Origin of the sequence: Amycolatopsis orientalis DSM 40040 = KCTC 9412 (assembly GCF_000478275.1) — a bacterium.
Lineage (GTDB): Bacteria > Actinomycetota > Actinomycetes > Mycobacteriales > Pseudonocardiaceae > Amycolatopsis > Amycolatopsis orientalis.
On the sequence record NZ_ASJB01000080.1, the window covers coordinates 109,846 to 133,696 of the forward strand.

Genomic DNA, 23,851 nt, shown 5'->3' on the forward strand with positions numbered 1-23,851 from the left:
ACCCTGGTCGGCGTGACCCAAGCACCCAAGACACAGCGGCAGTCGCTCATGGGCTGGGCAAGGACGTCGCCGAGTATCGCGGACGTCCTGAGCACCCCCGACGTGGAGACCATCGCCCGGGCGGTGACACAGGCCGGGGAACGCGGGGTCATCGCGCGCGGCCTCGGCCGGTCGTACGGCGACCCGGCGCAGAACGCGGGTGGCCTGGTCATCGACATGACCGCGCTGGACCGTATCCACTCGATCGACCCGGACTCCGGCATCGTCGACCTCGACGCGGGCGTCAGCCTCGACAAGCTGATGCGCGAAGGCCTGCCCTACGGCCTGTGGGTCCCGGTGCTGCCGGGTACGCGCCAGGTGACCATCGGCGGCGCGATCGCCAACGACATCCACGGCAAGAACCACCACTCGGCGGGCAGCTTCGGCAACCACGTGGTGTCGCTGGACCTGGTCACCGCCGACGGGCAGGTGCGCACGATCACGCCGGACGGCCCCGATTCGGAGCTGTTCTGGGCGACCGTGGCGGGCATCGGCCTCACCGGCGTCATCGTCCGGGCCAAGATCCGGATGACGAAGACCGAGACGGCCTACTTCAAGGCCGACATCCAGCGCACGGCGAACCTCGACGAGACCCTGGCGCTGGTCACCGACGGTTCCGAGGACAACTACACCTACTCGTCCGGCTGGTTCGACTCGATCTCCAGGGGCGCGAAGCTCGGCCGCGCCGCTTTCCAGCGCGGCTCGCTCGCGAAACTGGACGAACTGCCGCCCAAGCTGCGCGCGGACCCGCTCAAGTTCAACCCGGGCACCCTGGCGACCCTGCCGGACGTGTTCCCGAACGGACTGGCGAACAAGCTGTCGTTCACCGCCATCGGCGAGCTGTACTACCGCAAGACCGCGAAGAACGCGCGCGACCAGATCCAGAGCCTGACGGCGTTCTACCACCCGCTCGACCTGTTCGGCGAGTGGAACCGCGCGTACGGCTCCAAGGGTTTCCTTCAGTACCAGTTCAGCACGCCGCTGAACGCGCACGAGCCGCTGCGCCGGATCATCCAGAAGGTGGCCGACTCCGGGCACGTGTCGTTCCTCAACGTGTTCAAGCAGATGGGCGAGGGCAACCCGGCGCCGCTGTCGTTCCCGCACCCCGGCTGGATGGTCTGCCTCGACTTCCCGATCAAGGACGGGCTGAGCCGGTTCTGCCAGGAACTCGACGACGACGTGCTCGCGCTCGGCGGCCGCCTGTACACGGCGAAGGACTCGCGGACCTCCGCGGAGAACTTCGCGAAGATGTACCCGCGGCTCGAGGAATGGCGCAAGGTCCGCGCTTCCGTTGACCCCGAAGGCGTTTTCGCCTCTGACATGTCCCGAAGGTTGGAACTGTGATCGACGCTGTGGGTAACCCCCAGTCCCTGCTGCTGCTCGGCGGCACCTCCGACATCGCGCTCGCGATCGCGGAGAAGTACCTGTCCGAGAAGCCCCTCCGGGTCGTGCTGGCCGGACGTCCGTCGCCGCGGCTCGACGCGGCCGCGCAGCGCCTGAAGGACAAGGGCGCCGAAGTGTCCACCGTCGGCTTCGACGCGAAGGACATGGACTCGCACCCCGGCGTGCTGGACAAGGCCTTCGAGGGCGGCGACATCGACGTCACCGTCGTGGCGTTCGGTCTGCTCGGTGACCAGGAAGAGCTGTGGCAGGACCACGCGAAGGCCGTCGAGGCGGCGACCGTGAACTACACGGCCGCGGTGTCGGTCGGGGTCGTGCTGTCGAACAAGCTCAAGAAGCAGGGCCACGGCAAGGTCATCGCGCTGTCGTCGGTGGCCGGTGAGCGGGTCCGCCGCTCGAACTTCGTCTACGGCTCCACGAAGGCCGGTTTCGACGGCTTCTACCTGGGCCTCGGCGAGGCGCTGGCGCCTTCCGGCGTGCAGGTGACCGTCGTCCGCCCCGGGCACGTGAAGACCAAGATGACCGAGGGACTCAAGGACGCCCCGCTGGCGCAGACCGCCGAGCAGGTCGCCGAGATCGCCGTCACCGCCTCGCGCGCCGGCAAGGAACTGGTGTGGGCTCCCGCGCCGTTCCGGCTGGTCATGTCGGCCCTGCGGCACGTCCCCCGGCCGATCTTCCGGAAACTGCCGATCTAGGGAACGGCCTCACGGCCGCGTTCGTCTCACCCGGTGCACGGAGGGGGAAAGGGTCCCCCCTTCCGTCCCCGGGTTGAGAGGAATCGATGGCTGACCAGGAAGCCAGGCTCGACGCGGCCATCCGGTCGTTTCAGGAGCAGGCCGCCAAAGCAGCGGAACTGAAGGACAAGATCGCCGGGCTGCGCGGGTCCGCGCGCAACGCCGACGGCTCGGTGACGGTGACCGTCGCCCCGTCGGGCGCGTTGCTGGGACTCCAGCTGTCCCCCAAGGCGATGAACCGCACGCATACCGCGCTGCAGCAGGAGATCCTGACCGCGATCAGGGAAGCCACGCAGCAGGCCGCGGCCGCGATGCAGCAGACCGTCCAGCCGATCCTCGGCGATCGCGCGGACCAGTTCAAAGAGGCGTTCAACGCCCATGTCGAACCGCTGGGGCCGAGCGCTCCCCCGCCCGCGGAATCCCTCGCGGGCCCGGCCGCCCAGCAGCCCGTCCGTACCCAGCGTCCGGCTCGCCCGGCCCCGGCCGATGACGACGACTTCGGCGGCCCCATCCTGCGGAGGGACTCGTTTTGACCGGCTTCGGCGTACAGACGGAAGCGCTCACCGCGCACGCGACGGGTTCCAAAGAGGCGTCGGGGAACTTCGGCAGCCTCGCGAGCCTGCTCGAACAGGCCAGGGTCTCCGACGACTGCTTCGGCCCGCTCGGCGAGCTGATGGCGTTCAAGTACTTCGACTCCTTGCAGGAGTGCCAGGATCTCGCCGAGCAGGCGAAGTCCTTCATGGCGCAGATCGCCGACAAGACCACCACCGCGGCGAAGACCTACCTCGACCACAACCAGGGCACCGCCGAGGTCATCACCGGCCTCGGGGCGGGCCTGGACGACGGCGGCGGCGGTCCCGGCGGTCTGAGCGACCTCAACAGCTCCGGTGACGCCGGCCGCAAGGGGTATTGGGAGCAGAACGGCGGCTACGGCAGCTCGTGGCTCAGCACCTCTTCGGAGGTGGCGAGGGCGAGCAGCCCACCGGACGTCGCGATCGCGGCCGTGCACGCGCGGATGGAACAACTCCAGCTCGTGACGAGCCCTGGACAGTCCTTTTTGGACAACGGGCTCGGTTTCCTGATCGGGATCGTGATCAGCCCGCTGGTCGAACTCGTGCTGGAACCCGCGATCGGCGACCCCGAGCAGATGCGCAGCACCGCCAAGGGCTGGGAGCAGACGGCGAAGTGGCTCGAGGGCGTCGCCGAGCACGAGCAGAAGCGAGCCGACGGCACCAAAGAGGCGTGGAAGGGCGAGGCGGGCGACGCGTTCCGCGGCCAGATGACCGAGTTCTCGGGCGGCGCCAAGGCGTTCGCGAACGACGTCCGCGGACTACAGCAGATCCTGGAGATCGCCGCCGACCTGTTCGACGCGTTCGTCGAGATCGTCATCGACATCATCCAGGAACTGGTGATGGGCCTGATCATCGAGTGGCTGGCCGCGCTGGCCGCCTCGTGGATCACGGCGGGTGCCTCGGTCGGCGCGGCGGGCGCGGCGACGGCCGGTCAGGTCGCGGTGACCGGCGGACGACTCGGGATGAAGGTCAAGCAGCTGCTCGGCAAGCTCAAGCCGCTGATCGAAAAGCTCGAAGACATCCTGAAGACGCTCCGCAACGGGCCGCTCAAGAAGGTCGTCGAGCGCACCGAAGGACTGCGCGACGGCAACTGGCTGCAGAAGCGGCTCGCCGACCAGATCGACAAGAACCCGCTGGCCAAGATCGTCACGAAGGCCAACCCGACGACGGGTGCCTCCAAGACGGCCAACAAGTTCGCGAACCGGTACGGCGTCGGCGGCGAAGGCTCGGACGCACTCACCACGAACCTCACCGAGGCCGGGCTGCGCGCGATGGGCATGAACGGGACGACCAGCCTCGGCAAGGCCGCCTTCCGCGGCAGCGCGGGTAATCTGGCCGAACTGGGCGTCGAACAGGGCGTCAAGGCGGGCTACAACGAGTCGCAGGACTCGTCGTCCGAGGAAGAGCGCCGCGCGGCGACCGACAGAGGGTTCACGATCGAAGAATGAATCTCGGCTACCCGCTCGGGGCCGCGTCACAGGCCCTGCCGTCGCTGCATCCCGGTGAACGGTTGCTGTGGGCCGCGTACGGCCGGACGCTGAACTACGACGTGCGCGGCCTCGATCCGTGGGGTGTGCCGAAGAAGAGCGTGCTGGGCAAACTCGGCTCCGGCGCGGCGAACTTCGCCGGCGACGTGGTCGGTGCGGCGCTGGGCGCAGGCGACGACGGCGGCAAGTCGAATCCGCCGTCACCGCAGGTCATCGTGCTCGGCGACCAGGGCGGTATCGCGCACACGGCGGTACGGGAGCTGTCCACCAGCGGTTCGCTTTCGCGGCTGTGGGCGCTGACCAGCGCGCGGCTGCTGGTGCTGGAGAAGTTCATCCCGCCGCCGGAACCGGTGAAGCCCGCCGAGAAGACGTTCATGTCGAAGGCGATCGGGTTCGGCAAGGGCGTGGTCAAGACCGGCAAGGAGATCGCCGCGATCATGACCACGAAGACCTACGGCGAGAACGCCGAGGGCGTTCCGATCGCGCGACAGGAAATGGTTCCGTGCGCCGAAATCCCGCGTGACCGCGTCGCCGGTTTCGCGGTGGCCGAGCACGGCAAGAAGCGGCGCCCCTGCATTCGAGTGTCCTTTGTGGACGGATCGGGTATGGACTTCTTGTTCGACTGTGACGATCCCCGGCAGTTCGCCTGGCTGCACTCGATGACGGTGAGCTGATGGAGAACACGCTTCCGATGGCGAAGTCCGTCGACGAGATCGTCGAACGGGAACTGCACCAGTTCTGGCTCGCGCCCGGCGAGCGCCTGATCCTCGGCTGCCCGCCCGCGCACGGCTACGTCGGGCTGCTGCTGGACGGCAAGCTCACGCTGCCCTACGAGGCGGCGCGGGAAACCCCTGCGGTGACGGGGAAGCCGCGGTGGCCATTGCCCGCTCCCGACGTACTCGAAGCCGACTGGACCGACGACCCGACGATCGCCTACTGGGTGGTCGCGCGGTCCGCGGACCAGATCGCCGCCCGGCTCGCCGACCATCTCGCCGGAGGTAAGGGCGAGGCGCTGCTGACGCTGTCGGACCGGCGGTTGGCCGTCGTGTACCCGGCGCGGATGCTGGAAGGCGAGGATCCCGCCCAGCCGTTCCGGACCTTCGAGGAGATGCCGTCGGGCGTGGTGCGTTCGGTGTCCGCGCGTTACCTGGGGCGGAGTTTTCCGCCGCGTCCGGTGCTTCAGTTCGTCTTCGCCGACGGCTCCGTGGTCTACCAGCGGGACATGCTGGCGGTCGACAAGGCGACCCGGGCCGACTCCCGCCGCTGATCCCCTCCCCTCCCGCGTTTAGTCCTCTGGATGCGGGTTTACCCGGAGACGACGACCTTGCGAAAGCCACTCAGCACGCATCAGGGCAGGCATCTCTTCGGCCAGGACCCCGAGTCCTACGACGCCGGGCGCCCCGACTACCCCGACCGCGTCTACGAAATCCTCGTCGCCGAGTGCGGTCTCGGTCCCGGCGCACGAGTCGTCGAGATCGGACCGGCGACCGGCCTGGTCACCGCCCGGCTGCTCGCGCACCAGGCCACGGTCACCGCCGTCGAGCCCAGCGCTCCCCTGGCCGACTTCCTTCGCGCCGCACACCCCGCCGAGGCTCTCGACGTCGTCACCGCCCCCTTCGAGGAAGCCGAACTCCCCGACGACGGCTTCGACCTGGCGGTGGCGGCCACGTCCTTTCACTGGGTCCAGCCCGACGTCGGCGCCGCGAAGCTGCGGCGGATCGTCAAACCGGGCGGGCGGGTCGCGCTCTGGTGGATGATGTTCGAGGACCCGGCCCGGCCGCACGACTTCGACGTTGCCGCCGAAGAGATCCTCGGGATGTCGCCAGGAACCGTGATGGATCCGGGCGGGCCGCCGTTCCAGCTGGACGTCGACGCCCATCGCGAGTACTTGACAGCCGCGGGGTTCACCGGTTTCGCCGGTGAGGTGATCCGCTCCGAAGCACGGATGGACGCCGTCCGGCTGCGCACGTTGTACGCCTCGATGGCGCTCGTGCTGAGTCATCCGCCGGAGGAGCGCCTGCGGCTGCTCGACGCCATCGAGAACCTGGTCGTCGACCGCTTCGGCGGTGAGGTCGTCCGCCCCTTCGTGACGGGGTTCTACCGCGCGGGGCGGAGGTAGAGCTGCTGGGTGCCCATCCACGGCGAGCTGATCGTCCAAGTGGCCAGCGCGTTCGGCGGCGGCGCCTTCCGGGTGGTGGCCAGCACCAGATCCGGGGTCGCGGGCGGGACGCTGTGGTCGAAGAACCGGAAGTTCGCCTCCAACAGGGCCTTGCCGAGGTCGCCGCTGCGATTCTTCGTCTCGACGATCGCCGGGTCGACCGAGCCGCGGTCGGAGAACTGGTCGACGATGTCGCAATCGCAGGCGTAGGCGAGCGCCCCGACCTCGCCGGCGCTTTCCACCTTCCGCCCCTTGGTCAGTTCGGCCAGTTGCGAGCCGATCTTGCGGTACTCGTCGGACGCGGCGTGGTTACTGGTGATGGGCGCGAACCGGCGCGGCAGTTCCGGGGTCGCGTACGCGACGACGCTCGCGAGAAGGAACGCGCCGGCGAGGATCCCCGCGCCGAGCCGGGCCCGTCCGGGCACCGCGCAGGCACCGGCGGCGAGGAAGATCGTCGCGCCGACGATGCTCGGCGCGTAATACCAGTGATAGGGCGGGACGTTCAGCCAGCAGTAGGCCAGATAGTGCGCCGCACCGGCGATCGCGAGGGTCGCGAACGGCAGCAGGCGCTTCGCCCCGTCCGCGCCGCGGCGGTAGTGGAACGTCCACAGTAGACCGGCGAGCCCCCCGATCACGAGCGGCAGGAAGGAAAGTGTCGCCGCCACCGGGAAATTGCGCCAGTACAGCAGCGGGCCGTTGGTGAAGCTGAACGGTCCCCATGACCGCTGCATGATCTTGATGACCAGGGTGTCCGGTACCGCCGAACCCAGCGCCAGCCAGCTGAACACGAACCACGGCAGCATCACCGCGAGCGCGGCGAAGGTCATGCGCCAGATCCCCACCCAGAACTCGCGGCGCGCGAGGAACAGGACGAACGCGATCAGCAGCAGATCGATCCGGATGAGCGCGATCAGGCCGATCACGGCGCCCGCGGCGGCGGGGCGGCGTTCGTGCAGGAGCACCATCAGCCAGACGACAGCCGTCGCGCCGAGGGCGACTTCGAGACCGACCGACGACAGCAGCAGCGGATTCACCAGCAGCAGGCCCAGCGCGAGCGGGGCGAAGCCGCCGGGGAGGCCGGTCGCGGCGCCGATGCGGCGCAGGCCGAGCACGAGCAGCACCTGACTGGCCACGAACACGATCCCGGCGGCGAAGACGGCATCGCGGACGATGAACGTGAGGAGCGCCAGCACGAGGACGTTCAGCGGCGACGTCGCCGTGTTGGCGGTGCCGTCCTCGATCAGGCCCCAATGGCCGTGGAAGGCGAGGTTCTTCGCATACGACAGCGTGATGTACGTGTCGTCGATCAAATGCCCGCTGACCAGGACGAACACCAGGGCGGAAGCGACCGCCGCCCCGGCAGGCAGCACCCAGGGGCGAGCGAGGACGGCGGCGACCGGCAGCGCACCGGTGGCCTTGGGCAATTCAGCGGAGGCGCTTCGCATCACGAACACCGTACACGGTGCCGTGATGATTCCGTTATCTACCGTCCGTGGGACTGGTCACGTCCGGCTGTCCCACGGACGGATGATCTCAGTTCCCGTAGTTACGCCAGCCGCGGTCACCAGGGCCGTCACGGAAGTCCCGGTGCGGGCCGGGACCGTCCTGGCCACGGTGTTCGCGGGAGATGCCGGGCCGGTCACCGTGCCTGCCACCCCCATGGGTGGCGAAGCCGACGGCGGTGCCGATGATCCCGCCACCGAGGATGAAGCCGAGCAGGCCGACCGCAACCAGTTGCGTCGCGCGATGCCCGGCGAAGCGGCGGAAACCGCCCTTCCCCGGCGGGGCCTGCTGCGGCGGCGGGGCCCACTGCGGAGCGCCCGCGGGCGGCGCGGGCGGAGGTTCAGCCGGGGTTTCGGTACCGGCCGCCGGTTCGGCGGGTTTCTTCGCGGTCTCGTCGCCGACCGCGGGCTGTTCGACGGTCTTGTCCTCGTCCTCGGACGGCCGCTGCGGGTCGCTCATCTTTCGCTCCTTGGTCGATGGGAGCGGGTGTGTCACCCGCTCCCATCACCGAGGATGCGTGTCCAACCTGTGGATCCGCTGTGCCGGAGCTGTCGAATCAGAGATAGAACGACAGGAACAGCGTGACGACCCAGCTCGCGCCGAGGACCTGCAGCACGCGGTCCTTGAGCGCGATCTCCTCCGGCTCGCCCGCGTTGCCGCCGTCGACGTCGACGGCGTAGCGCAGGACGGCCACCACGAACGGGACCATCGAGACGACGGCCCAGACCGAGTTGTGCTCGACCTGGCGGATCTCGAACGCCCACAGGCAGTACGACATGATCAGGATCGCCGCGGACGTCGCCCAGACGAACCGCAGGTAACTCGCGGAGTACTTCTTCAGCGAAGACCGGATCTTCGCCCCTGTCCGCTCGAAGAGCATGATCTCGGCGTAGCGCTTGCCCGCCACCATGAACAGCGAGCCGAACGCGGTGACCAGCAGGAACCACTGCGAAAGCGCGATACCCGCGGCCACACCACCGGCGATCGACCGCATCAGGAAGCCCGAGCCGACGATGGCCAGATCGACCACCGGCTGGTGCTTGAGCCCGAAGCAGTAGCCGAGCTGCACGGCCTCGTAGACCGCCAGCACGACCGCGAGCTGCCAGCTGGCGAGGAACGAGATGCCGAGGCCGGCGGCGAAGAAGAAGCCCGCCGCGACGAAGGCCACGGGCACCGGCACGATCCCGGCCGCGATCGGCCGGTTCCGCTTGGTCGGGTGGGCCTTGTCCGCTTCGACGTCGATCGCGTCGTTGATGAGATAGACCGAGGAGGCCACCAGCGAGAACGCCGCGAAGGCGATCACCGCGGCGATCAGCAGGCCGGTCCGGTCCGTCGACTTGGAGAAAGCGAAGAACGGTGCGGCGAACACCAGCACGTTCTTCACCCACTGGCGCGGGCGTGCCGTCTTGATGATGCCGCCGACGAGACCGCCGGCGACCTTCTTCGGCTCGGCGGCCTCGGCCACGGGTTCTACGTCGTCAGGCTTGGAATCGGCCTTCTCGGTCGTTTCACTCATCGTCGCTTCAGCTTCCTACGTATCAAGCCGCCGACTACGCCCCCTAGGGCCGCTCCGGCCAGAACGTCGGTCGGGTAATGGACGCCGAGCACGAGCCGGGAGGCCAGCATCGGCGGTACCAGGGCCGGGACCAGGTTACGCCCGGTCAATCCGGAGTAGAGCACCGCCGCCGCCGTAGTGGAGGTGGCGTGCGAGGACGGGAAGCTCAGCTTGCTCGGCGTCCCGACCAGGACCTCGACGCTAGGGTGGTCCGGTCGCGGGCGCCGGACCACGCGTTTGACCGCGATCGACGCGGCGTGCGCGCCGACGACGCCGACCGCCGCGACCAGCCAGTCCTTGCGGCGCTTCTTGTCCACCGCGGCCCCGACGAGCCCCAGCGCGAACCATCCCGCGCTGTGCTCGCCGAAGTGCGAAAGACCCCGTGCCGCCTTGACGGTGGCGTCACTCTTCAGGACGCCTTGTGCTTTCGCGAGGACCGCCACCTCGCCGGTGGGAGCGCCCTTCTCAAGCATCGAGGGACCCATCGATAGGCGCGCCATCGGTGAGGTGCGGCGCGATCTTGTTCTCGAACGCGGTCAGCGCGGAGCCGATCGCCATGTGCATGTCGAGGTACTTGTAGGTACCGAGACGGCCGCCGAACAGGACGTTGCGCTCCTTGGCCTCGTTCTTGGCCAGCTCGCGGTAGGCCTCGAGCTTCTCGCGGTTGTCCGGGGTGTTGATCGGGTAGTACGGCTCGTCGGCCTCGCCCGCGAACCGGGAGTACTCCCGGAACACGACGGTCTTGTCGTTCGGGTAGTGCTTGCGCTCCGGGTGGAAGTGCCGGAACTCGATGATCCGGGTGTAGGGCACTTCTTCGTCGTTGTAGTTGACCACCGAGGTGCCCTGGAAGTCGCCCGTCTCGACGACCTCGGACTCGAAGTCCACCGTGCGCCAGGTGAACCGGCCCGCGGAGTAGTCGAAGTAGCGGTCCAGCGGTCCGGTGTAGACGGTCGGGGTGCCGGCCGGGATGTGCTCGCGGACGTCGAAGTAGTCGACGTTCAGCCGCACCTCGATGTTCTCGTGCTCGGCCATCTTCTCGAGCCACGCGGTGTAGCCGTTGACCGGCAGACCCTCGTAGGTGTCGTTGAAGTACCGGTTGTCGAAGGTGTAGCGGACCGGGAGCCGGGTGATGATGTCGGCGCCGAGGTTCTTCGGGTCGTTCTCCCACTGCTTGGCCGTGTAACCACGGATGAACGCCTCGTACAGCGGGCGGCCGACCAGCGAGATCGCCTTCTCTTCGAGGTTCTGAGCGTCCGCGGTGTCGAACTCCGACGCCTGCTTCGCGATCAGCTCGCGGGCCTCGTCCGGCGTGTGCGACTTGCCGAAGAACTGGTTGATGAGCGCCAGGTTCATCGGGAACGAGTAGACCTGGTCCTTGACCCGCGCGAACACGCGGTGCTGGTAGTTCGTGAACTCGGTGAAGCGGTTGACGTACTCCCACACCCGCTTGTTCGACGTGTGGAACAGGTGCGCACCGTAGCGGTGCACCTCGATTCCGGTCTCCGGCTCGGCCTCGGAGTAGGCGTTACCACCGATGTGGTGGCGCCGTTCCAGCACGAGGACCTTCTTGCCGAGCTCGGCCGCGGCCCGTTCGGCCACGGTCAGCCCGAAGAATCCGGACCCGACCACGATGAGGTCGTAGCCGGTGAAATCGGCTTCAGTAATCTTGTCGGGGTTCGTGTGCGCGCTCACGGGCGTCGAGGGTACGCAGGTCACCTCCGCGCCCTGCACCGAGCCACCGGTTTTCACCTTCGACACACACACTTAGGAAGCAGTGCCTACTCCGGACACCTTCTGGTCGTACCTCGGCGCGACCGTCACCTACCTGGCCGTGCTGGCGATCCCCGGCGGGCTCGTCGGCCGGGCCGCCGGCCTGCGCGGCTGGGCGCTGGCGGGGCTGGCCCCGCTGCTGTCCTACACCGTAACCGGACTGGCCGGTCCGTGGCTGGCACTCGCTGGCGTGTCGTACAACCCCCTGACAGTGGCGGCCGTCACCGTCGTGCTCGCCGGGATCGGCTTCGGCCTCCGCAAGCTCGGGCAGGGCCGCGGGTGGATCAAGCCGGGCGCGGAGGAGCCGCCGACGAAATGGCACCCGCGCGCGCACTACGCCGTGGCGGCCTGTGTCGCGCTCGCCGTCGGCATCTCGATCCTCGTGGTGCTCTCGGCCCGCGGCGGGACGACGGCGGTGTTCCAGCGCTGGGACACCGTGTTCCACGCGAACGGCATCCGCTACATCGCCGAGACCGGTGACGGCTCGCTGACCGGCATGGGCACCATCAACTGGTACCCGGACGGCTCGTTCTATCCGAACGCGTATCACCTGGTCGGCTCGCTCGTGTACTCGATCTCGGGCACGACGATCCCGGTCACGCTGAACGCCATCACGATGCCGGTCGCCGGGATCTTCGCGTTGTCGATGGTCGCCCTGATCCGGCAGCTCGGCGGGCGGGCGGTGTTCGCGGGCTGCACGGCGCTGGTGGCCGCCGCGGCCACCACCGGCGCGTACGAGTCGGTCTCCAGCGGGCTGCTGCCGTTCGCGCTGGGCATCGTGCTGACCCCGCTGGCCGTGGTCGCGCTGGCCCGGTTCCTCGCGCGGCCCGGCCTCGACACCGGATACGTCCTCGCCCTGACCGCGGTCGGGCTGCTCGCGGCGCATTCCTCGGCGCTGTTCGGCGCGCTGCTGTTCGCCTTCCCGCTGGTGGTGCAGCGCTGGTACCGCGCGCTGCGGCACAAACGCCTCGACGGTGTCCCGGAGGGCCGCAGCGGCTGGCGGGTCATCGGCGGCGACGTCGTCAAGATGCTGCCGGTGATGGTGGCCAGCGGGCTGCTGGCGGCGCCGCACATTCTCGGCGCCCTGAAATTCACTTCGGGTTCATACCCTTATTACGCGTGGGGCTCGCAGCTGCCGGTGGAGAAGTCGCTCGCGCTGCTGCTGACGTTCCGTCAGGTGCTGAGCGCTCCGCAGGTGTGGCTGACGGTGCTGCTGGTCCTCGGCGTCCTGAGCCTGGTCAAACTCGGCCGGATGCGCTGGATCGGGCTCTCGGCGCTGGGCTTCTCGGCCCTGTTCGTGCTGGTCGCCTCGTTCGGCGCCGAACCGTGGGTGATCTCGCTGTCGCGGCCGTGGTGGAACGACCGGTACCGCCTGATGGCGCTCGCCGCGATCCCGCTGTGCCTGCTCGCCGGACACGGGATGGCCGAGCTGCAGCGCTGGTTCGCGAAGTGGGCGAGTGGCCGGTCCTGGGTCAAGAGCAGGCCCGCGCTGCCCGCCCGGCTCGGACTGGCGACCGCGGTCTTCGTCGTGGCCGCGTCGGCGGTGCTGACCAAGGGCTTCTACACCGAGTCGAACGCGCACGCGGTGTCGTTCCTGTACTACAACGGCCCCGAGGGCGAGGTCACGCCGCCGGTGAGCGCCGACGAACTCGCCGCGATGGACCAGCTCACCAAGATGAACGTCGGGCCGGACGAGAAGGTGCTCAACGAGCGCTTCGACGGGACGGCCTGGCTGTACGCGATCACCGGGATCCATCCGGTGGCCGGGCACTACGACCCGGGCGTGCCGCCGCCGGACGCGAAGTACCTGGCGCTGCACTTCCGTGACTACGACACCGACCCCGAGGTGCGGGCGGCGGTCAGGCGGCTGAACATCAAACATGTGCTGATCGGGAGCACACCGATCAAGATCGGCGAGGCGCCGGCGCCGGGGCTGCGGGATCTGGACGGGCTGGACTTCCTGCGCAAGGACTTCTCCAACGCCGGTGCCTCGATCTACACGCTGACGCGCTGAGCGGGTTTTCGTCGCAAGTAGTCGACTAAATGCGAGGTCCGACCTTGGCGGTTGGCGCGTGGGCGAAGGGGCCTTTCCTCTCATCTCATGCGGTGAAGGACGCTTTCCTCGCATCTCATGCGGGGAAAGCGTCCTTCAGCCCCTGCCCCCACGGGTCCTGAGTGGCCTGACCAGGCCCAGACCTCGCAAGTAGTCGACTAAACCGCCTCGGGTTCCGGGGAGCCGGGCGAGGCGGTAGAGCCCCCGGTACGAAAAAGGGCTCGCGTGGTCGCGGACTGCCCCTGCCGCGACCACGCGAGCCTTCGTCCCCCATTCACCCCCGGGGTGACCCATGAGGGGTAGCCGACACCGGCTACACCCACTCGCTGTACTCATCCCTCAGACGGCTGTTAGGCGGAACTGGTTTACTGGGGCCGCCAACGTCACCCGTTCGGACTAAGAGTTTCTTCCTTGGAGTACCGGGAGTACGTCGCTGACGACCTCTTCGAGTGTCGACTCGCGGCCGACGTAGTAGTCGCCGGACCGCGGCCAGTGCGTGACGATGTCGGTGAACCCGAGTTCCCCGGCCCGCCCGGCGGCGTCGGCGAACGCGCCGACGCTGGAGAGCGAGAAGACCGGCGCCGCGTCGAGGCTCAGGAACCGCTGGACGCTCGTCCTGTCCCGGCCCGCCGCCTCGACCCGCTCGTCGAAGGTCTTCACGAGTTCCGCGACGCCCTTCCACCACTCGTCCTGGGTGTCCGACTTGATGCCGGTGGTGGCCCAGCCCGCGCCGAACCGCGCGGCGAGCGTCATCGTGCGCGGACCGTTCGCGGCCACCAGGAACGGCAATCGCGGCCGCTGCACGCAGCCGGGCAGGTTCCGCGCGCCCTTGGCCCGGTAGTACTCGCCCTCGAAGTCGAAACCGTCGGTCATCAGCAGGCCGTCGAGCGCTTCGACGAACTCGGTGAACCGGTCGGTCCGCTCCTTCGCCGACAGCTCCGGGCCGTCGAGGACCGCGGCGTCGTAGTGGGTGTGCGGCACACCCGCGCCCACGCCGAGGATGAAGCGGCCGTCGGAGATGTCGTCGAGGGTGATCAGCTCACGGGCGAACGGCACCGGATGCCGGGCGACCGGTGACGCGACGAAGGTGCCCAGTCTGATCCGGGACGTGACCATGGCGGCCGCCGTCAACGTTGGCATCGCACTGAACCAGGGGCCGTCGACGAGAGTCCGCCAGCCGAGATGGTCGTACGTCCAAGCGTGGTCGAAGCCGTATTCCTCGGCGGCCCGCCATTTCGGCTCTGCCGCCCACCAACGATCTTCCGGAAGGATCACGATGCCTACGCGCACATCCGGGAAGGTAGCGGTCCCCGTCGGTCCTTCGCCCGATGGGCGGATCTTCGGGGACAATGTGACGGTGGAAAAACCCCTTCTGATCGCCTCCGACGTCGACGGCACCCTGCTCGGCCCGATGGAGGTCCTGACCGAACGCACGGTCGACATCGTCCGTCGTGTCACCGAGGCCGGGGTGCCGTTCGTGCTGGTCAGCGGCCGTCCGCCACGCTGGATCGCCCCGATCGCGGACCCACTCGACCTGACCGGTTACGCCGTCTGCGCGAACGGCGCGGTGCTGTACGAGATCGGGACCGACCGGATCGTGGCGGTCCACGGCCTCCTGGAACCCCAGCTGCTGCACGACACGGTGAGTGCTCTTGATCACGCTCTTCCCGGCTGCCGGTACGCCGCGGAGCGGATCGGCGAGTCCGCGCGGGACCCGCATATGCGCAATTTCGTGATCGAGCCGGATTATCACAACCCCTGGGGCAACCACGAGGGCACGGAAGCGCCGCGGGCCGAGGTGCTGGGACATCCGGCGATCAAGCTGATGATCAGCAGGCGCGGGATGAGTTCCGACGAGATGGCGCGGGCGGCGCGCGAGGTGCTCGACGGTTCGGTCGACATCACCTACTCGACGAACTCGGGCCTGATCGAAGTCGCCGCGCACGGCATCACGAAGGCGACCGGGCTGGCCGAGGTGGCCGGACGGCTGGGTGTCCCGGCCGAGCGGGTCATCGCGTTCGGCGACATGCCCAACGACGTCGAAATGCTCGGCTGGGCCGGGCACGGGGTGGCGATGGCCAACGGGCACCGCTACGTCCTGGACGTCGCCGACGAGGTGACGGCGCCGAACTCCGAAGACGGCGTCGCGCAGGTCCTCGAACGCTGGTTCTGACCGCCGACCCCGAACCGGCGTGGTGTTCTAGCGGCGCTCGCGGTCCAGTTCGGCGGCCTCTTCCGGGGTCGGCGCGGTGCCGCCGAGGTGCGCGGGAAGCCACCAGCGCTCCTCGTCGGAGGCCGGCTTCTCCGGGTAGTCCGCCTGGACCCGGTCCACGAGCGCGGACATCCGCCCGCGGAGGTCCTTCGTCAGGACTTCGGCGTCGTCGTCGGACTTCGGGTGGATCGGCTCGCCGACGAGGATCGAGATCGGGACGTGGCGTTTGGTGAGATCCTTCGGGTGGCCCTTGGTCCACAGCCGCTGGGTGCCCCACAGCGCCATCGGGACGACCGGGACACCGGCTTCGGCGGCCATGCGGACCGCGCCGGATTTGATGTCCTTCACGGTGAACGAGCGGCTGATCGTGGCCTCGGGGAACACCCCGACGACCTCTCCGGCCTTCAGCCGTTCGACGGCTTCCCGGTACGACGCGAGACCCGCGCCGCGGTCGACGGAGATGTGGTGCATCCCGCGCATGAGCGGTCCGGCGATCCGGTTGGCGAAGATCTCCTTCTTCGCCATGAACCTGACCAGGCGTTTCGCCGGCTGCGCGCCGAGACCGCAGAAGATGAAGTCCAGGTAGCTCACGTGGTTGCAGGCGATGACCGCCCCGCCGGTGGCCGGGATGTGCTCGGTCCCCTCCACCCGGATGCGGTTGTCCAGCACCCGGAACATCAACTTCGCCGCCATGATGACGGGCGGGTAAACGAGCTCAGCCATTCGTTCAGGTTACGCTACCGTAGGGTAACCAACCTACGGTCGCGTAGGTCACATGCGGACGTTCGCGTCGTAACCGCAGGTCAATGCCCTAAAATGTGGTCGGTGACGCACGAAACCACCGAAATCACCTTGCTGCCGCGAGGAAGACCCGGCACTCAGCGCCTCTGGGCATATCTCGCGCTGGGCACGGTTTCCCTGATCAACCTGATCTCGTTCATGCCCAAGTTCCCCAAGCCGCACGAGCAGGCCTGGGGCGACGCGATCAACTACTACCGGATGTCCGAGCAGACCGGCGCGGCGGTGGACAACCCGTTCGCGTTGCGGATGCTGAGCCCGTGGATCGTCCACCGCGGCAACCTGCTGACCGGGCTCTCGCTCGACGTGCTCTGGGTCGGCTTCACCTTCGTGGTCACGCTCGCAACGATCCTCGTCTTCTTCGAATTCCTGCGTTCGTACCTGAAGCTGCAGCTGTTCACCGCGGTACTCGCCGCCGTCGCGCTGGCCTGCACGTTCTGGTACGCGCCCTACGCCTTCAGCAACCCGTGGCTGGTCGACCCGCTCAACAACCTGCTCTACCTGCTCGCGATCTGGTTCGTCCTCAAGCGCAAGCTGATCCCGTTCGCGATCGTCATCGTGCTCGGCGCGGTCAACAAGGAGACGACGCTCCTGCTGGCGCCCTTGTACCCGCTGATCGCGTGGACGCGCGGCCGTTCTTTCCGCGACCGCGATGTCCTGGGGGGCATCGGCGTTTTCGTGGTAGCCACCGGGATCTACATCGGTTACCGGATCTGGGCGCAGAACCTCATCGGCGGCGACTACGGCTTCGGGGCGGGCCAGTCCAACAGCGGCCTGCTCGACAACATCCGCTTCGCGCTCAACGCGAGCAAGGGCACCGGCCAGGTCGAGCTGTTCAGCACGTTCCACTTCTTCTGGCTGATCTTCGGTTACGGCCTCTACCAGCAGTACCGTCGGCATGGCCTGCGCGCGGAACTGCTGATCGCCAGTGTCTGGCTGTTCGCCTGCTGCCTGGCCGGACGGCTCGTCGCGACCGACACCCCGCGGGTGTTCGTGATGATGGCGCCGCTGATCGTCGCGCTCGTCGCCGTCGTGCTCGACCAGCAGCGGGGTGAGGGACGGCGGCTCTGGGTCGGCGCGCTGTTCTACCTTTACGCCGCGGTGAACCTGCGGATCGTCACGGGCGCGGCGGTGTTCTGGGCCGACGCCGTCGCACTACTGATCTTCGCCGCCCTGGTGTCGTTTCCGACGACGCCGCGCTGGGGGCTCGGCAAGGGCTTCAACGGCTTCCGGGCACATCAAGGGACTTTGGACGTCGGGGACGTCAAGTCGTCCTGACGCGCGAAGGTCACCAGCGCCAGGACGACGCCGAGCAGCGTGCAGTACAACGCGATGACCTGGTGCTTGACGTTCTCCAGGCCGTCGCCCAGCGCCGCCAGCGCGAACTGCCCGGCGGCGACGGCGAGGAGGAACCCGAGCGCGACGCCCAGCGCGTCGCGCCGGGTCCTCCAGCCACGCCAGGCGAGCAGGAACCAGATCGGCAGCAAGGCGAAGAAACCCAGTGGTGCCAAGAGTTTCGTGACGGTCGACGCCACCGGGACGCGGTATTCCTGTGCTTCGGGGGCGAATCCGGCCGACTGGTCGAAGCTGCCGAGGTAGGGCGGCCGCGCGGTCAGCAGGTCACCCGCGGCGCGGTGCAGGATCTCCGTGGTGCGCCAAGGATGCGTCGCGAAGTACTCGACGACGTTGCGCCTGCTGATCCGCTCGCGGTACTCCGGGTACTCGGGATCCAGCGTGGCGGGCTTCGGATGCCACCAGCCGTTGCCCGCGTACTGGCCGAACGAGGCGGGCAGCCCCAGCGCGGCCAGATCGGCACCGGTGTCGTGCCGACCGTCCACAATGGTCAGAAAGATCGTGTTGAACATGTTGATCTCGCGTGAATCGTCGCCGGGGCGCGCGGCGAGGGAGCCATCGGGCAGCTTCGCCGGTTCGACGGTCTGCTGAGCGTAGGCCGTTCCCCCGGCGAGAACGCCGATGACGAAGACAGCGGGCAGCCAGCGCTTCAGACCGCGTAGACCAGCCGGGCGGACAAGAAGCACGGCCAGCGCCAGCAGCGGCAGGACCATCAGGGTCTGCACCTTGGCGTTGACCGCGATGATGCCGCCGAACGACAACACCGCGAGGCCCGCGTAGCGCCACAGGCCCGGGCGCGCGGCCACCAGCAGGCCACCGACGGCGAGGAGCAGGCCGAGGAACGCGGCGCCTTCGCCCAGCACGGACGCGAAGTAGCCGAAGAACGCGGAGTCCGCGACGACCAGCAGGAGCCCGGCTGCCGCGAGGCCGCGGACGCGCCGCGAGTACGGCAGGCCGACGACGATCAGCGCGACCGCGGCGGCGGCGAGGACGCTCATGAGCACGCCGAGGACGACCAGGCTGAGCGTCGAATCCAGGCCGAGCAGTCCCCCGAACGACCGGGCGATCCTCGCGAACCAGCTCTGGCTCAGCAGATACGTCGCGTCGCATTCGCCCGCCGGGACGGTGTATTCGAGCCGGACGAACGGCTCCGGCTTGCCCTTCCAGGGAATGCCCGCGCCGCACAGCACACGGAAGCCGTCGCCGTTGTCGGACATCGCGACCGGCCGCGGCACGAGGAAGCGGACGAGCAGCACGGTGAGCGCGGCGGCGAACACGCCGAGGCCGAACAGGCGCGAAGGTGCTTCAAGCGCAACTGGTCGGCTGACGGGGGCGCGTTCCTCGACACTCACGAAGGGCACGGTACGTGGCGGAAATCGGGCGAGAAGTCGAGGGCCGCGATGACCGACCGTTCGACATCGGCCCGTAAGAACACGGTGAGCCACATCGAAGTGCCTTCACGCACGAAGGTCGCGACGCGGTACCTCAGCGCGTACGCCGGATCCATCACGCAGGACTGTGCCGCCGAGTAGCCGCTGTCGGTGATGACGGCGATCGTCGGACGCCGCCGGGAGACGACCGCCTCGCCCGTGTCCTCGGTCTGGCCGCGGACGCCGACGATCTGCAGTTGCGTCCCGGCGTGGTACGAGAGCACGCCGGGCGCGGACGTGCTCACGACCGAACCGGGTGGCAGGTAGCCGTCGAGCCAGCGGCCGATCTCCTCCATCTGGGCGCCGTGGTCGTGCCAGGCGCGCACGCGGGTCAGCATGTCCGGGCTGAACACCGAGGTCACCACCGCGAGCCCGGACAGCGTCAGCGCGGCGGCGGGCATGAGCCGCCGGACGGGCGTCCTCGGCCGCGGGCTCGGTTTCGTGACCGCGGTGAGCACGCCGTAGACCGACACCGCCGCCACCGCCAGCAGCGGCGGGATCGGCGCCAGCAGACGCCACGCGGGCCCGGCGTCGCCGCCGAAGAAGACCACGAAGCCGGTGAGCACGACGGCGGTGACGAGCATCAGCCAGGTCAGTGACCTGGCCTCGGCCTCCTGCGGCGTACGGCCGTTGCGGCGCAGCACCAACGCCACCGCCGCGACCAGGCCGAGCAGCAGGAACCCCTGGTGGACCACCGAGAACCCCGAGAGGTACCGCCAGCCGAGATCGATCCGCGCGCGGACATCGATGTCGAAGGGGATGAGGACCGAGGTCGGCAGGACGTGGTTGTAGTAGGTGACCCGCCACGCCGTCCACGGCGCGACGAAGACGAGCGCGCCGAGCAGCCAGCCCGCCGGCGACCACCAGGTGTACCGGCCGCGCAGCGCGCCGATGACCAGCCAGCCCCCGACGAGCACCGCGAGCAGCGTTCCCGAGGGGCGCGTCATCATCGCGAAGGCCACGAGGACACCGGCGAAGACCGGGCGCCGGGCCGCGAGCGACGCGAAGACACCGAACATGAGCAGTACGAACAACGGCGTCTCGGTGCCGGAACCGCCGTACGCGGCGAGCCCGCCGGCGCCCGCGACGAGCACCGCGGCGGCCACGCCGTAGGCCGGCCGAGGCTCGCCCGCGGCCCTCGCGACCACCCGGTTCACCGTCACATACGCGACCAGGACGGCGCCGAGGGTGGCGAGGACGCCGAGCACGATGGCCGACGTCTCGATATCGGCCCCGAAAGCGGCCTTCGGCAACGCGATCGCGATCATCCAGAGGAAATTCGCGTACCCCTCGATCCGTTCGCCCGTGTTGAACACCGGGCCATTGCCGTCGGCGATGTTCTGCGCGTAGCGGAAAGTGATGTACGCGTCTTCCGCGATGGTGGAGAACACCAGCTGGTGCACCAGGGAGAAACCGAGGGTCAACGCGAGCGCGACGGCGCGCCAATTCTCGTCGGCGCCGATCTTGGGCCAGGCCACGAGGACGAAGGCGGCCACCACGAACCAGGCGCCGACGACCGCGACCACCACCTGATCCCCACCCTCCCGGGCCGAGCCTCTCCCCTGCTGAAAAGACTACGGTCAAGTATCGATCACCGGGCCAAGGTGTTTCTTTCGGCGCAGTGAGTTGACACGAATGGGCGAGCGCTATCTGCGGGGAGTAGGCATCGTTGCGCCGTTCTGCTCGTCGGGATGCGACTCGTTCGAGTAACGGGTCCTGCCGGTTTAATCTGGCTGTCCATTCCGTTCCGCACCTCGGGGGTTCTGTGCGGATTCCCCCACCCCGAGGACGCTTGTGCCCACCGAGACCACCGCGCTGACCGACGTCGTCACGGTCTGCGTCGCTCTGCTCGTCATCGGCCTTCCCGGCCTGCTCACCGGCCTCGCCGCGGGACTGCGCGGCTGGGTGCTGGCGGGGATGACGCCACTGCTGAGCTACGCGATCGGTGGTCTCTCCGGGCCGTGGGCCGCGGCTCTCGGTCTCCCCTTCACTCCCGTGACGTACGTGGTGGCGACGGCCTTGTTCGCCGGTGTCGCTTACGGCCTGCGACGGCTCACCCAGCGCCGGTGGCCGCCCGCCCCGGAGGAACCGCTGTGGGCGCGGACAGGGCATCTCGCCGTCGTGGCGTGCCTGCTGCTCGCGAGCGCGGTCGGGATGTACGCGGTGGTGCGCGGGATGGGCAGACTGGACGCCATCCCGCAGGGCTTCGACGCGGTCTACCACGCGAACGGCGTCCGGGAGATCGCCGAAACCGGGGACGGGAGCCTGTTCGGCACCGGCGAGGTCAACTGGTACGGCGACGCGGCGCCGGTGTTCTACCCCAACGCGTATCACCTGCTCGCGTCCGTGGTGTACCTGCTCAGCCCGGCGAGCATCCCGCTGACGCTGGACGTGAACACCGCGCTGCTGCCGTCGTTGCTCGCGTTGTCGCTGGTCACCATGGTGCGGGTGTTCCGTGGCCGCGCGGTGTTCGCGGGCGCGGTCGCGCTGGTGTCCATCGCGCCGGTGATGGGGCTGTACGAATCGATGAGCCGGGGGCCGCTGCTGCCGTTCCTGCTCGGCCTCGCGCTGACCCCGCTGGCCGCCGTCGCGGTGAAGCGGTACCTCGACCGCCCGGCCCCCGACACCGGCTTCGTGCTGTCGCTCGCGGCGGTCGGACTGCTGTGCGTGCATTCGTCGGCGTTGTTCGGCGCGATCCTGTTCGCCGGTCCGCTGCTGCTTCAGCGCTGGGTCGCGCCGGGCGAGCGGTGGCGGCGGATCGGGCGGGACCTGCGCGCGCTGGCGATCGTCGGTGTCGTCGCGATCGTCGTGGCCGGGTTGCAGCTGTTCGGGGCGCTCGGGCTCGCGAACGGCGAGGTGCCCTACCGCAGCTGGCCGGTCGAATGGCGGGCGACGACGGCGCTCGGCGCGCTGCTCGGTTTCCAGCACTACGAGCCGTACCCGCAGATCTGGCTTTCGGTGGCGTTGCTGCTGGGCTTCATCTTCTTTTCACGGGCGGGCGCGCTGCGCTGGATCGGCGTGACGGCGTTGCTCACCGGCCTCGCCTACATCGCGGTGGCCTCTTCGGAGCAGCCGATCGTGCTGGCGCTTTCGCGGCCGTGGTGGAACGACCCGTACCGGTTCATCTCGATGGCGGCCGTCCCGCTGGCGGTCATCGCCGCGCACGGGCTCGCCGAGTCACAGGCGTGGCTGCGGGACACCGTGGCACACCGGAAGGTGCCCGCGTTCCTCGTCGCGGTGGCGGTCTTCGGCGGGTTCGCGGTCCTGAGCGACGGTTTCTACGCGCGGTCCAACGCGGAGAAGGTCGCGCCCGGTTACGCGAACACGCCCGGTATCAACCCGCACAAGCTGCCGGTGAGCCCGGACGAGGTCGTGGCGATGGAGAAGCTCGCCGAGTTCGTGAAGCCCGGCGAGCGCGCGCTCAACGACCGGCTCGACGGGACGGTGTGGACCTACGCGCTGTCCGGGGTCCGTACGACGTCCGGGCATTTCGACGAGACGCTGTCGCCGTCGGACGCCCGGCTGCTGGAGTGGCACTTCCGCGAGTATCCGTCGAACCCCGACGTGCGGGCGGCCGTGCGTCGGCTGAACGTGCGCTGGGTGATCCTCGGGCAGTACGGCTACCCGCCGGGCGCGCCGCGTCAGGCGGGGCTGCGCGACCTGGGCGGCCTGAAGTTCGTCACCGAGGTGTACCGCAACGCCGACGCCGTCATCTACCGGCTGAACCCCTGACGCACGTTGGCCGGTTCTTGACGCGTTTAGTCCTCTGGATGCGGTCCTTGCGCGTGCAAGGACCGCATCCAGAGGACTAAACGCGGGTTGAGACGAGGCGGGCGGAGAGCGCGGCGGCGCCGGCGGTGATCAGGTCGGCGACGGTGAACATGACCCGTGAGGCGATGGCGAACGCCGTCGCCTGGACGACGGTCAGGCCCGACGCGGTGAGCACGGCGACCTGGGCGACCTCTCGGACGCCGACCCCGCTGGGCAGGATGAACGCGAACGTCCCGACGGTCATCGCGACGGCCATCGCGCCGACGCACAGCACGAAGCCGCTGAACCCCGGCGTGCCCACCGAGTTCGCCAGCAGCCACAGGTGCACGCCCTGCAGCGCCCAGGCGGCCGTCGACGAGCCGAACACCTTCCCGATGACCGACCAGCTCAGCCGGTGGTCCAGCGGCGGACGGCGCAGGATCCGCAGCACGAGCGACGTGCCCCAGGTGAGCACGCGCGGATGCAGCATCGCCAGCCCGACCGGGATGAGCACGAACAGCCACAGCGCCCGCGGGCTGTTGCTGAACACCGCGGGGGCCGCGAGCAGCGAGACGACCAGCGCGGACACCACGCCGACGCCGAGCTGGATCAGCGAACCGGTGAAGATCCGGGCCCTGGCGAGCCCGGCCTTGCGGCCCAGCTCCATCTGCAGCAGATACGCCCACACCGACCCCGGCACGTACTTGCCGAGCGAGCCGACGAGGCAGATCTGGGCGCCGCGGGCGTAGCCGATCGGCTTGCCGAGGTCGTCGACCATGACCTGCCAGCCGTAGGTCGACACCATGATCGCGGCGACGAGCGCGAGCAGGCTCAACGTGGAGGATTCCCAGGCGACCTCGGACAAGGTCCGCCAGAATTCACCCCAATTGGTGACAAGTGTCTTCGCCGCGAAAGCGACGACCAGCAGGATGGCGATCCAGCGGACGACGTCGAGGATCTTCGCCTTCGTGGATTTCGGTTGTTTTACAGCAACCGAAGACTCCTCTTCGGGCGTTTCGACGGTCGTCACTGAACC

The 23,851-nt window shown here is 68.8% G+C and carries 21 protein-coding genes; 11 read left to right on the forward strand and 10 right to left on the reverse strand.

Annotation, left to right across the window (positions count from 1 at the left end; translation table 11 throughout):
* Positions 1–12 precede the first annotated feature (12 nt).
* From dprE1 to L324_RS28335, 7 genes are all read left to right on the forward strand, one after another.
* Positions 13–1,383: a decaprenylphosphoryl-beta-D-ribose oxidase gene (gene dprE1 / locus L324_RS28305; protein ID WP_037316536.1), complete on the forward strand. Its 1,371-nt coding sequence runs from the start codon at positions 13–15 to the stop codon at positions 1,381–1,383.
* Positions 1,380–2,135: a decaprenylphospho-beta-D-erythro-pentofuranosid-2-ulose 2-reductase gene (gene dprE2, locus L324_RS28310; RefSeq protein ID WP_037315363.1), complete on the forward strand. Its 756-nt coding sequence runs from the start codon at positions 1,380–1,382 to the stop codon at positions 2,133–2,135. The genes dprE1 and dprE2 overlap by 4 nt, the downstream gene beginning before the upstream one ends.
* A gap of 86 nt (positions 2,136–2,221) precedes the next feature.
* A complete protein-coding gene (locus L324_RS28315; protein ID WP_037315366.1) occupies positions 2,222–2,707 on the forward strand; it encodes a YbaB/EbfC family nucleoid-associated protein in 486 nt (161 codons plus the stop codon).
* Positions 2,704–4,194 carry a WXG100 family type VII secretion target gene (locus tag L324_RS28320; RefSeq protein WP_037315369.1) on the forward strand — a complete coding sequence of 497 codons (1,491 nt, stop codon included), beginning with the start codon at positions 2,704–2,706 and terminating at the stop codon, positions 4,192–4,194. Before L324_RS28315 ends, L324_RS28320 begins: the two co-directional genes overlap by 4 nt.
* Positions 4,191–4,907 carry a hypothetical protein gene (locus L324_RS28325; protein WP_037315372.1) on the forward strand — a complete coding sequence of 239 codons (717 nt, stop codon included), beginning with the start codon at positions 4,191–4,193 and terminating at the stop codon, positions 4,905–4,907. The genes L324_RS28320 and L324_RS28325 overlap by 4 nt, the downstream gene beginning before the upstream one ends.
* Positions 4,907–5,500: a hypothetical protein gene (locus tag L324_RS28330; protein WP_037315375.1), complete on the forward strand. Its 594-nt coding sequence runs from the start codon at positions 4,907–4,909 to the stop codon at positions 5,498–5,500. Before L324_RS28325 ends, L324_RS28330 begins: the two co-directional genes overlap by 1 nt.
* 57 nt (positions 5,501–5,557) lie before the next feature.
* On the forward strand, positions 5,558–6,352 hold the full coding sequence (locus L324_RS28335; protein ID WP_161780889.1) for a class I SAM-dependent methyltransferase: 795 nt from the start codon (positions 5,558–5,560) through the stop codon (positions 6,350–6,352).
* Here L324_RS28335 and L324_RS28340 read toward each other — a convergent pair.
* The 5 genes from L324_RS28340 to glf form a co-directional block, all read right to left on the reverse strand.
* A complete protein-coding gene (locus L324_RS28340; RefSeq protein ID WP_037316542.1) occupies positions 6,331–7,836 on the reverse strand; it encodes a hypothetical protein in 1,506 nt (501 codons plus the stop codon). The genes L324_RS28335 and L324_RS28340 overlap by 22 nt on opposite strands.
* Positions 7,837–7,924: 88 nt before the next feature.
* A complete protein-coding gene (locus L324_RS28345; protein WP_037315378.1) occupies positions 7,925–8,353 on the reverse strand; it encodes a hypothetical protein in 429 nt (142 codons plus the stop codon).
* 97 nt (positions 8,354–8,450) lie between these two features.
* Complete coding sequence (locus tag L324_RS28350; RefSeq protein WP_037315382.1) at positions 8,451–9,410, reverse strand: decaprenyl-phosphate phosphoribosyltransferase; 960 nt, start codon at positions 9,408–9,410, stop codon at positions 8,451–8,453.
* The gene (locus L324_RS28355; protein ID WP_037315385.1) at positions 9,407–9,922 is read right to left on the reverse strand and encodes a phosphatase PAP2 family protein; all 516 of its coding nucleotides are present in this window, start codon (positions 9,920–9,922) and stop codon (positions 9,407–9,409) included. The genes L324_RS28350 and L324_RS28355 overlap by 4 nt, the downstream gene beginning before the upstream one ends.
* Positions 9,915–11,141 carry a UDP-galactopyranose mutase gene (glf, locus tag L324_RS28360; protein ID WP_037316545.1) on the reverse strand — a complete coding sequence of 409 codons (1,227 nt, stop codon included), beginning with the start codon at positions 11,139–11,141 and terminating at the stop codon, positions 9,915–9,917. Before glf ends, L324_RS28355 begins: the two co-directional genes overlap by 8 nt.
* Positions 11,142–11,223: 82 nt before the next feature.
* On the opposite strand from glf, the gene L324_RS28365 reads away from it, so the two are divergent.
* The gene (locus tag L324_RS28365; protein ID WP_037315388.1) at positions 11,224–13,233 is read left to right on the forward strand and encodes a DUF6541 family protein; all 2,010 of its coding nucleotides are present in this window, start codon (positions 11,224–11,226) and stop codon (positions 13,231–13,233) included.
* A 435-nt stretch (positions 13,234–13,668) separates the two neighbouring features.
* Here L324_RS28365 and L324_RS28370 read toward each other — a convergent pair whose 3' ends face one another.
* A complete protein-coding gene (locus tag L324_RS28370; RefSeq protein WP_037315391.1) occupies positions 13,669–14,562 on the reverse strand; it encodes an LLM class flavin-dependent oxidoreductase in 894 nt (297 codons plus the stop codon).
* Positions 14,563–14,644: 82 nt separating this feature from the next.
* Here L324_RS28370 and L324_RS28375 point away from each other — a divergent pair, with 82 nt between their 5' ends.
* Positions 14,645–15,445, forward strand: a complete 801-nt coding sequence (locus tag L324_RS28375) for an HAD family hydrolase (protein ID WP_037316548.1) — start codon at positions 14,645–14,647, stop codon at positions 15,443–15,445.
* A 27-nt stretch (positions 15,446–15,472) separates the two neighbouring features.
* Here L324_RS28375 and L324_RS28380 read toward each other — a convergent pair whose 3' ends face one another.
* A complete protein-coding gene (locus L324_RS28380; protein ID WP_037315394.1) occupies positions 15,473–16,207 on the reverse strand; it encodes a lysophospholipid acyltransferase family protein in 735 nt (244 codons plus the stop codon).
* A 102-nt stretch (positions 16,208–16,309) separates the two neighbouring features.
* On the opposite strand from L324_RS28380, the gene L324_RS28385 reads away from it, so the two are divergent.
* Entirely contained in the window at positions 16,310–17,560 is a 1,251-nt protein-coding gene (locus tag L324_RS28385; RefSeq protein ID WP_037316551.1) for a hypothetical protein, read from the forward strand.
* On the opposite strand, the gene wsfD is transcribed toward L324_RS28385, so the two are convergent.
* On the reverse strand, positions 17,521–18,987 hold the full coding sequence (gene wsfD / locus L324_RS28390; protein WP_152547028.1) for a glycan biosynthesis hexose transferase WsfD: 1,467 nt from the start codon (positions 18,985–18,987) through the stop codon (positions 17,521–17,523). The genes L324_RS28385 and wsfD overlap by 40 nt on opposite strands.
* Positions 18,984–20,594: a DUF8728 domain-containing protein gene (locus tag L324_RS28395; RefSeq protein ID WP_037315400.1), complete on the reverse strand. Its 1,611-nt coding sequence runs from the start codon at positions 20,592–20,594 to the stop codon at positions 18,984–18,986. Before L324_RS28395 ends, wsfD begins: the two co-directional genes overlap by 4 nt.
* A gap of 265 nt (positions 20,595–20,859) precedes the next feature.
* Between L324_RS28395 and L324_RS28400 the strand changes: the two genes are divergently transcribed.
* A complete protein-coding gene (locus tag L324_RS28400) occupies positions 20,860–22,797 on the forward strand; it encodes a DUF6541 family protein (RefSeq protein ID WP_051174138.1) in 1,938 nt (645 codons plus the stop codon).
* Between the two features lie 76 nt (positions 22,798–22,873).
* On the opposite strand, the gene L324_RS28405 is transcribed toward L324_RS28400, so the two are convergent.
* Positions 22,874–23,845 (reverse strand): lysylphosphatidylglycerol synthase transmembrane domain-containing protein, encoded by a 972-nt coding sequence (locus L324_RS28405; protein ID WP_037315403.1) that lies wholly within the window; start codon positions 23,843–23,845, stop codon positions 22,874–22,876.
* Positions 23,846–23,851: the final 6 nt, after the last annotated feature.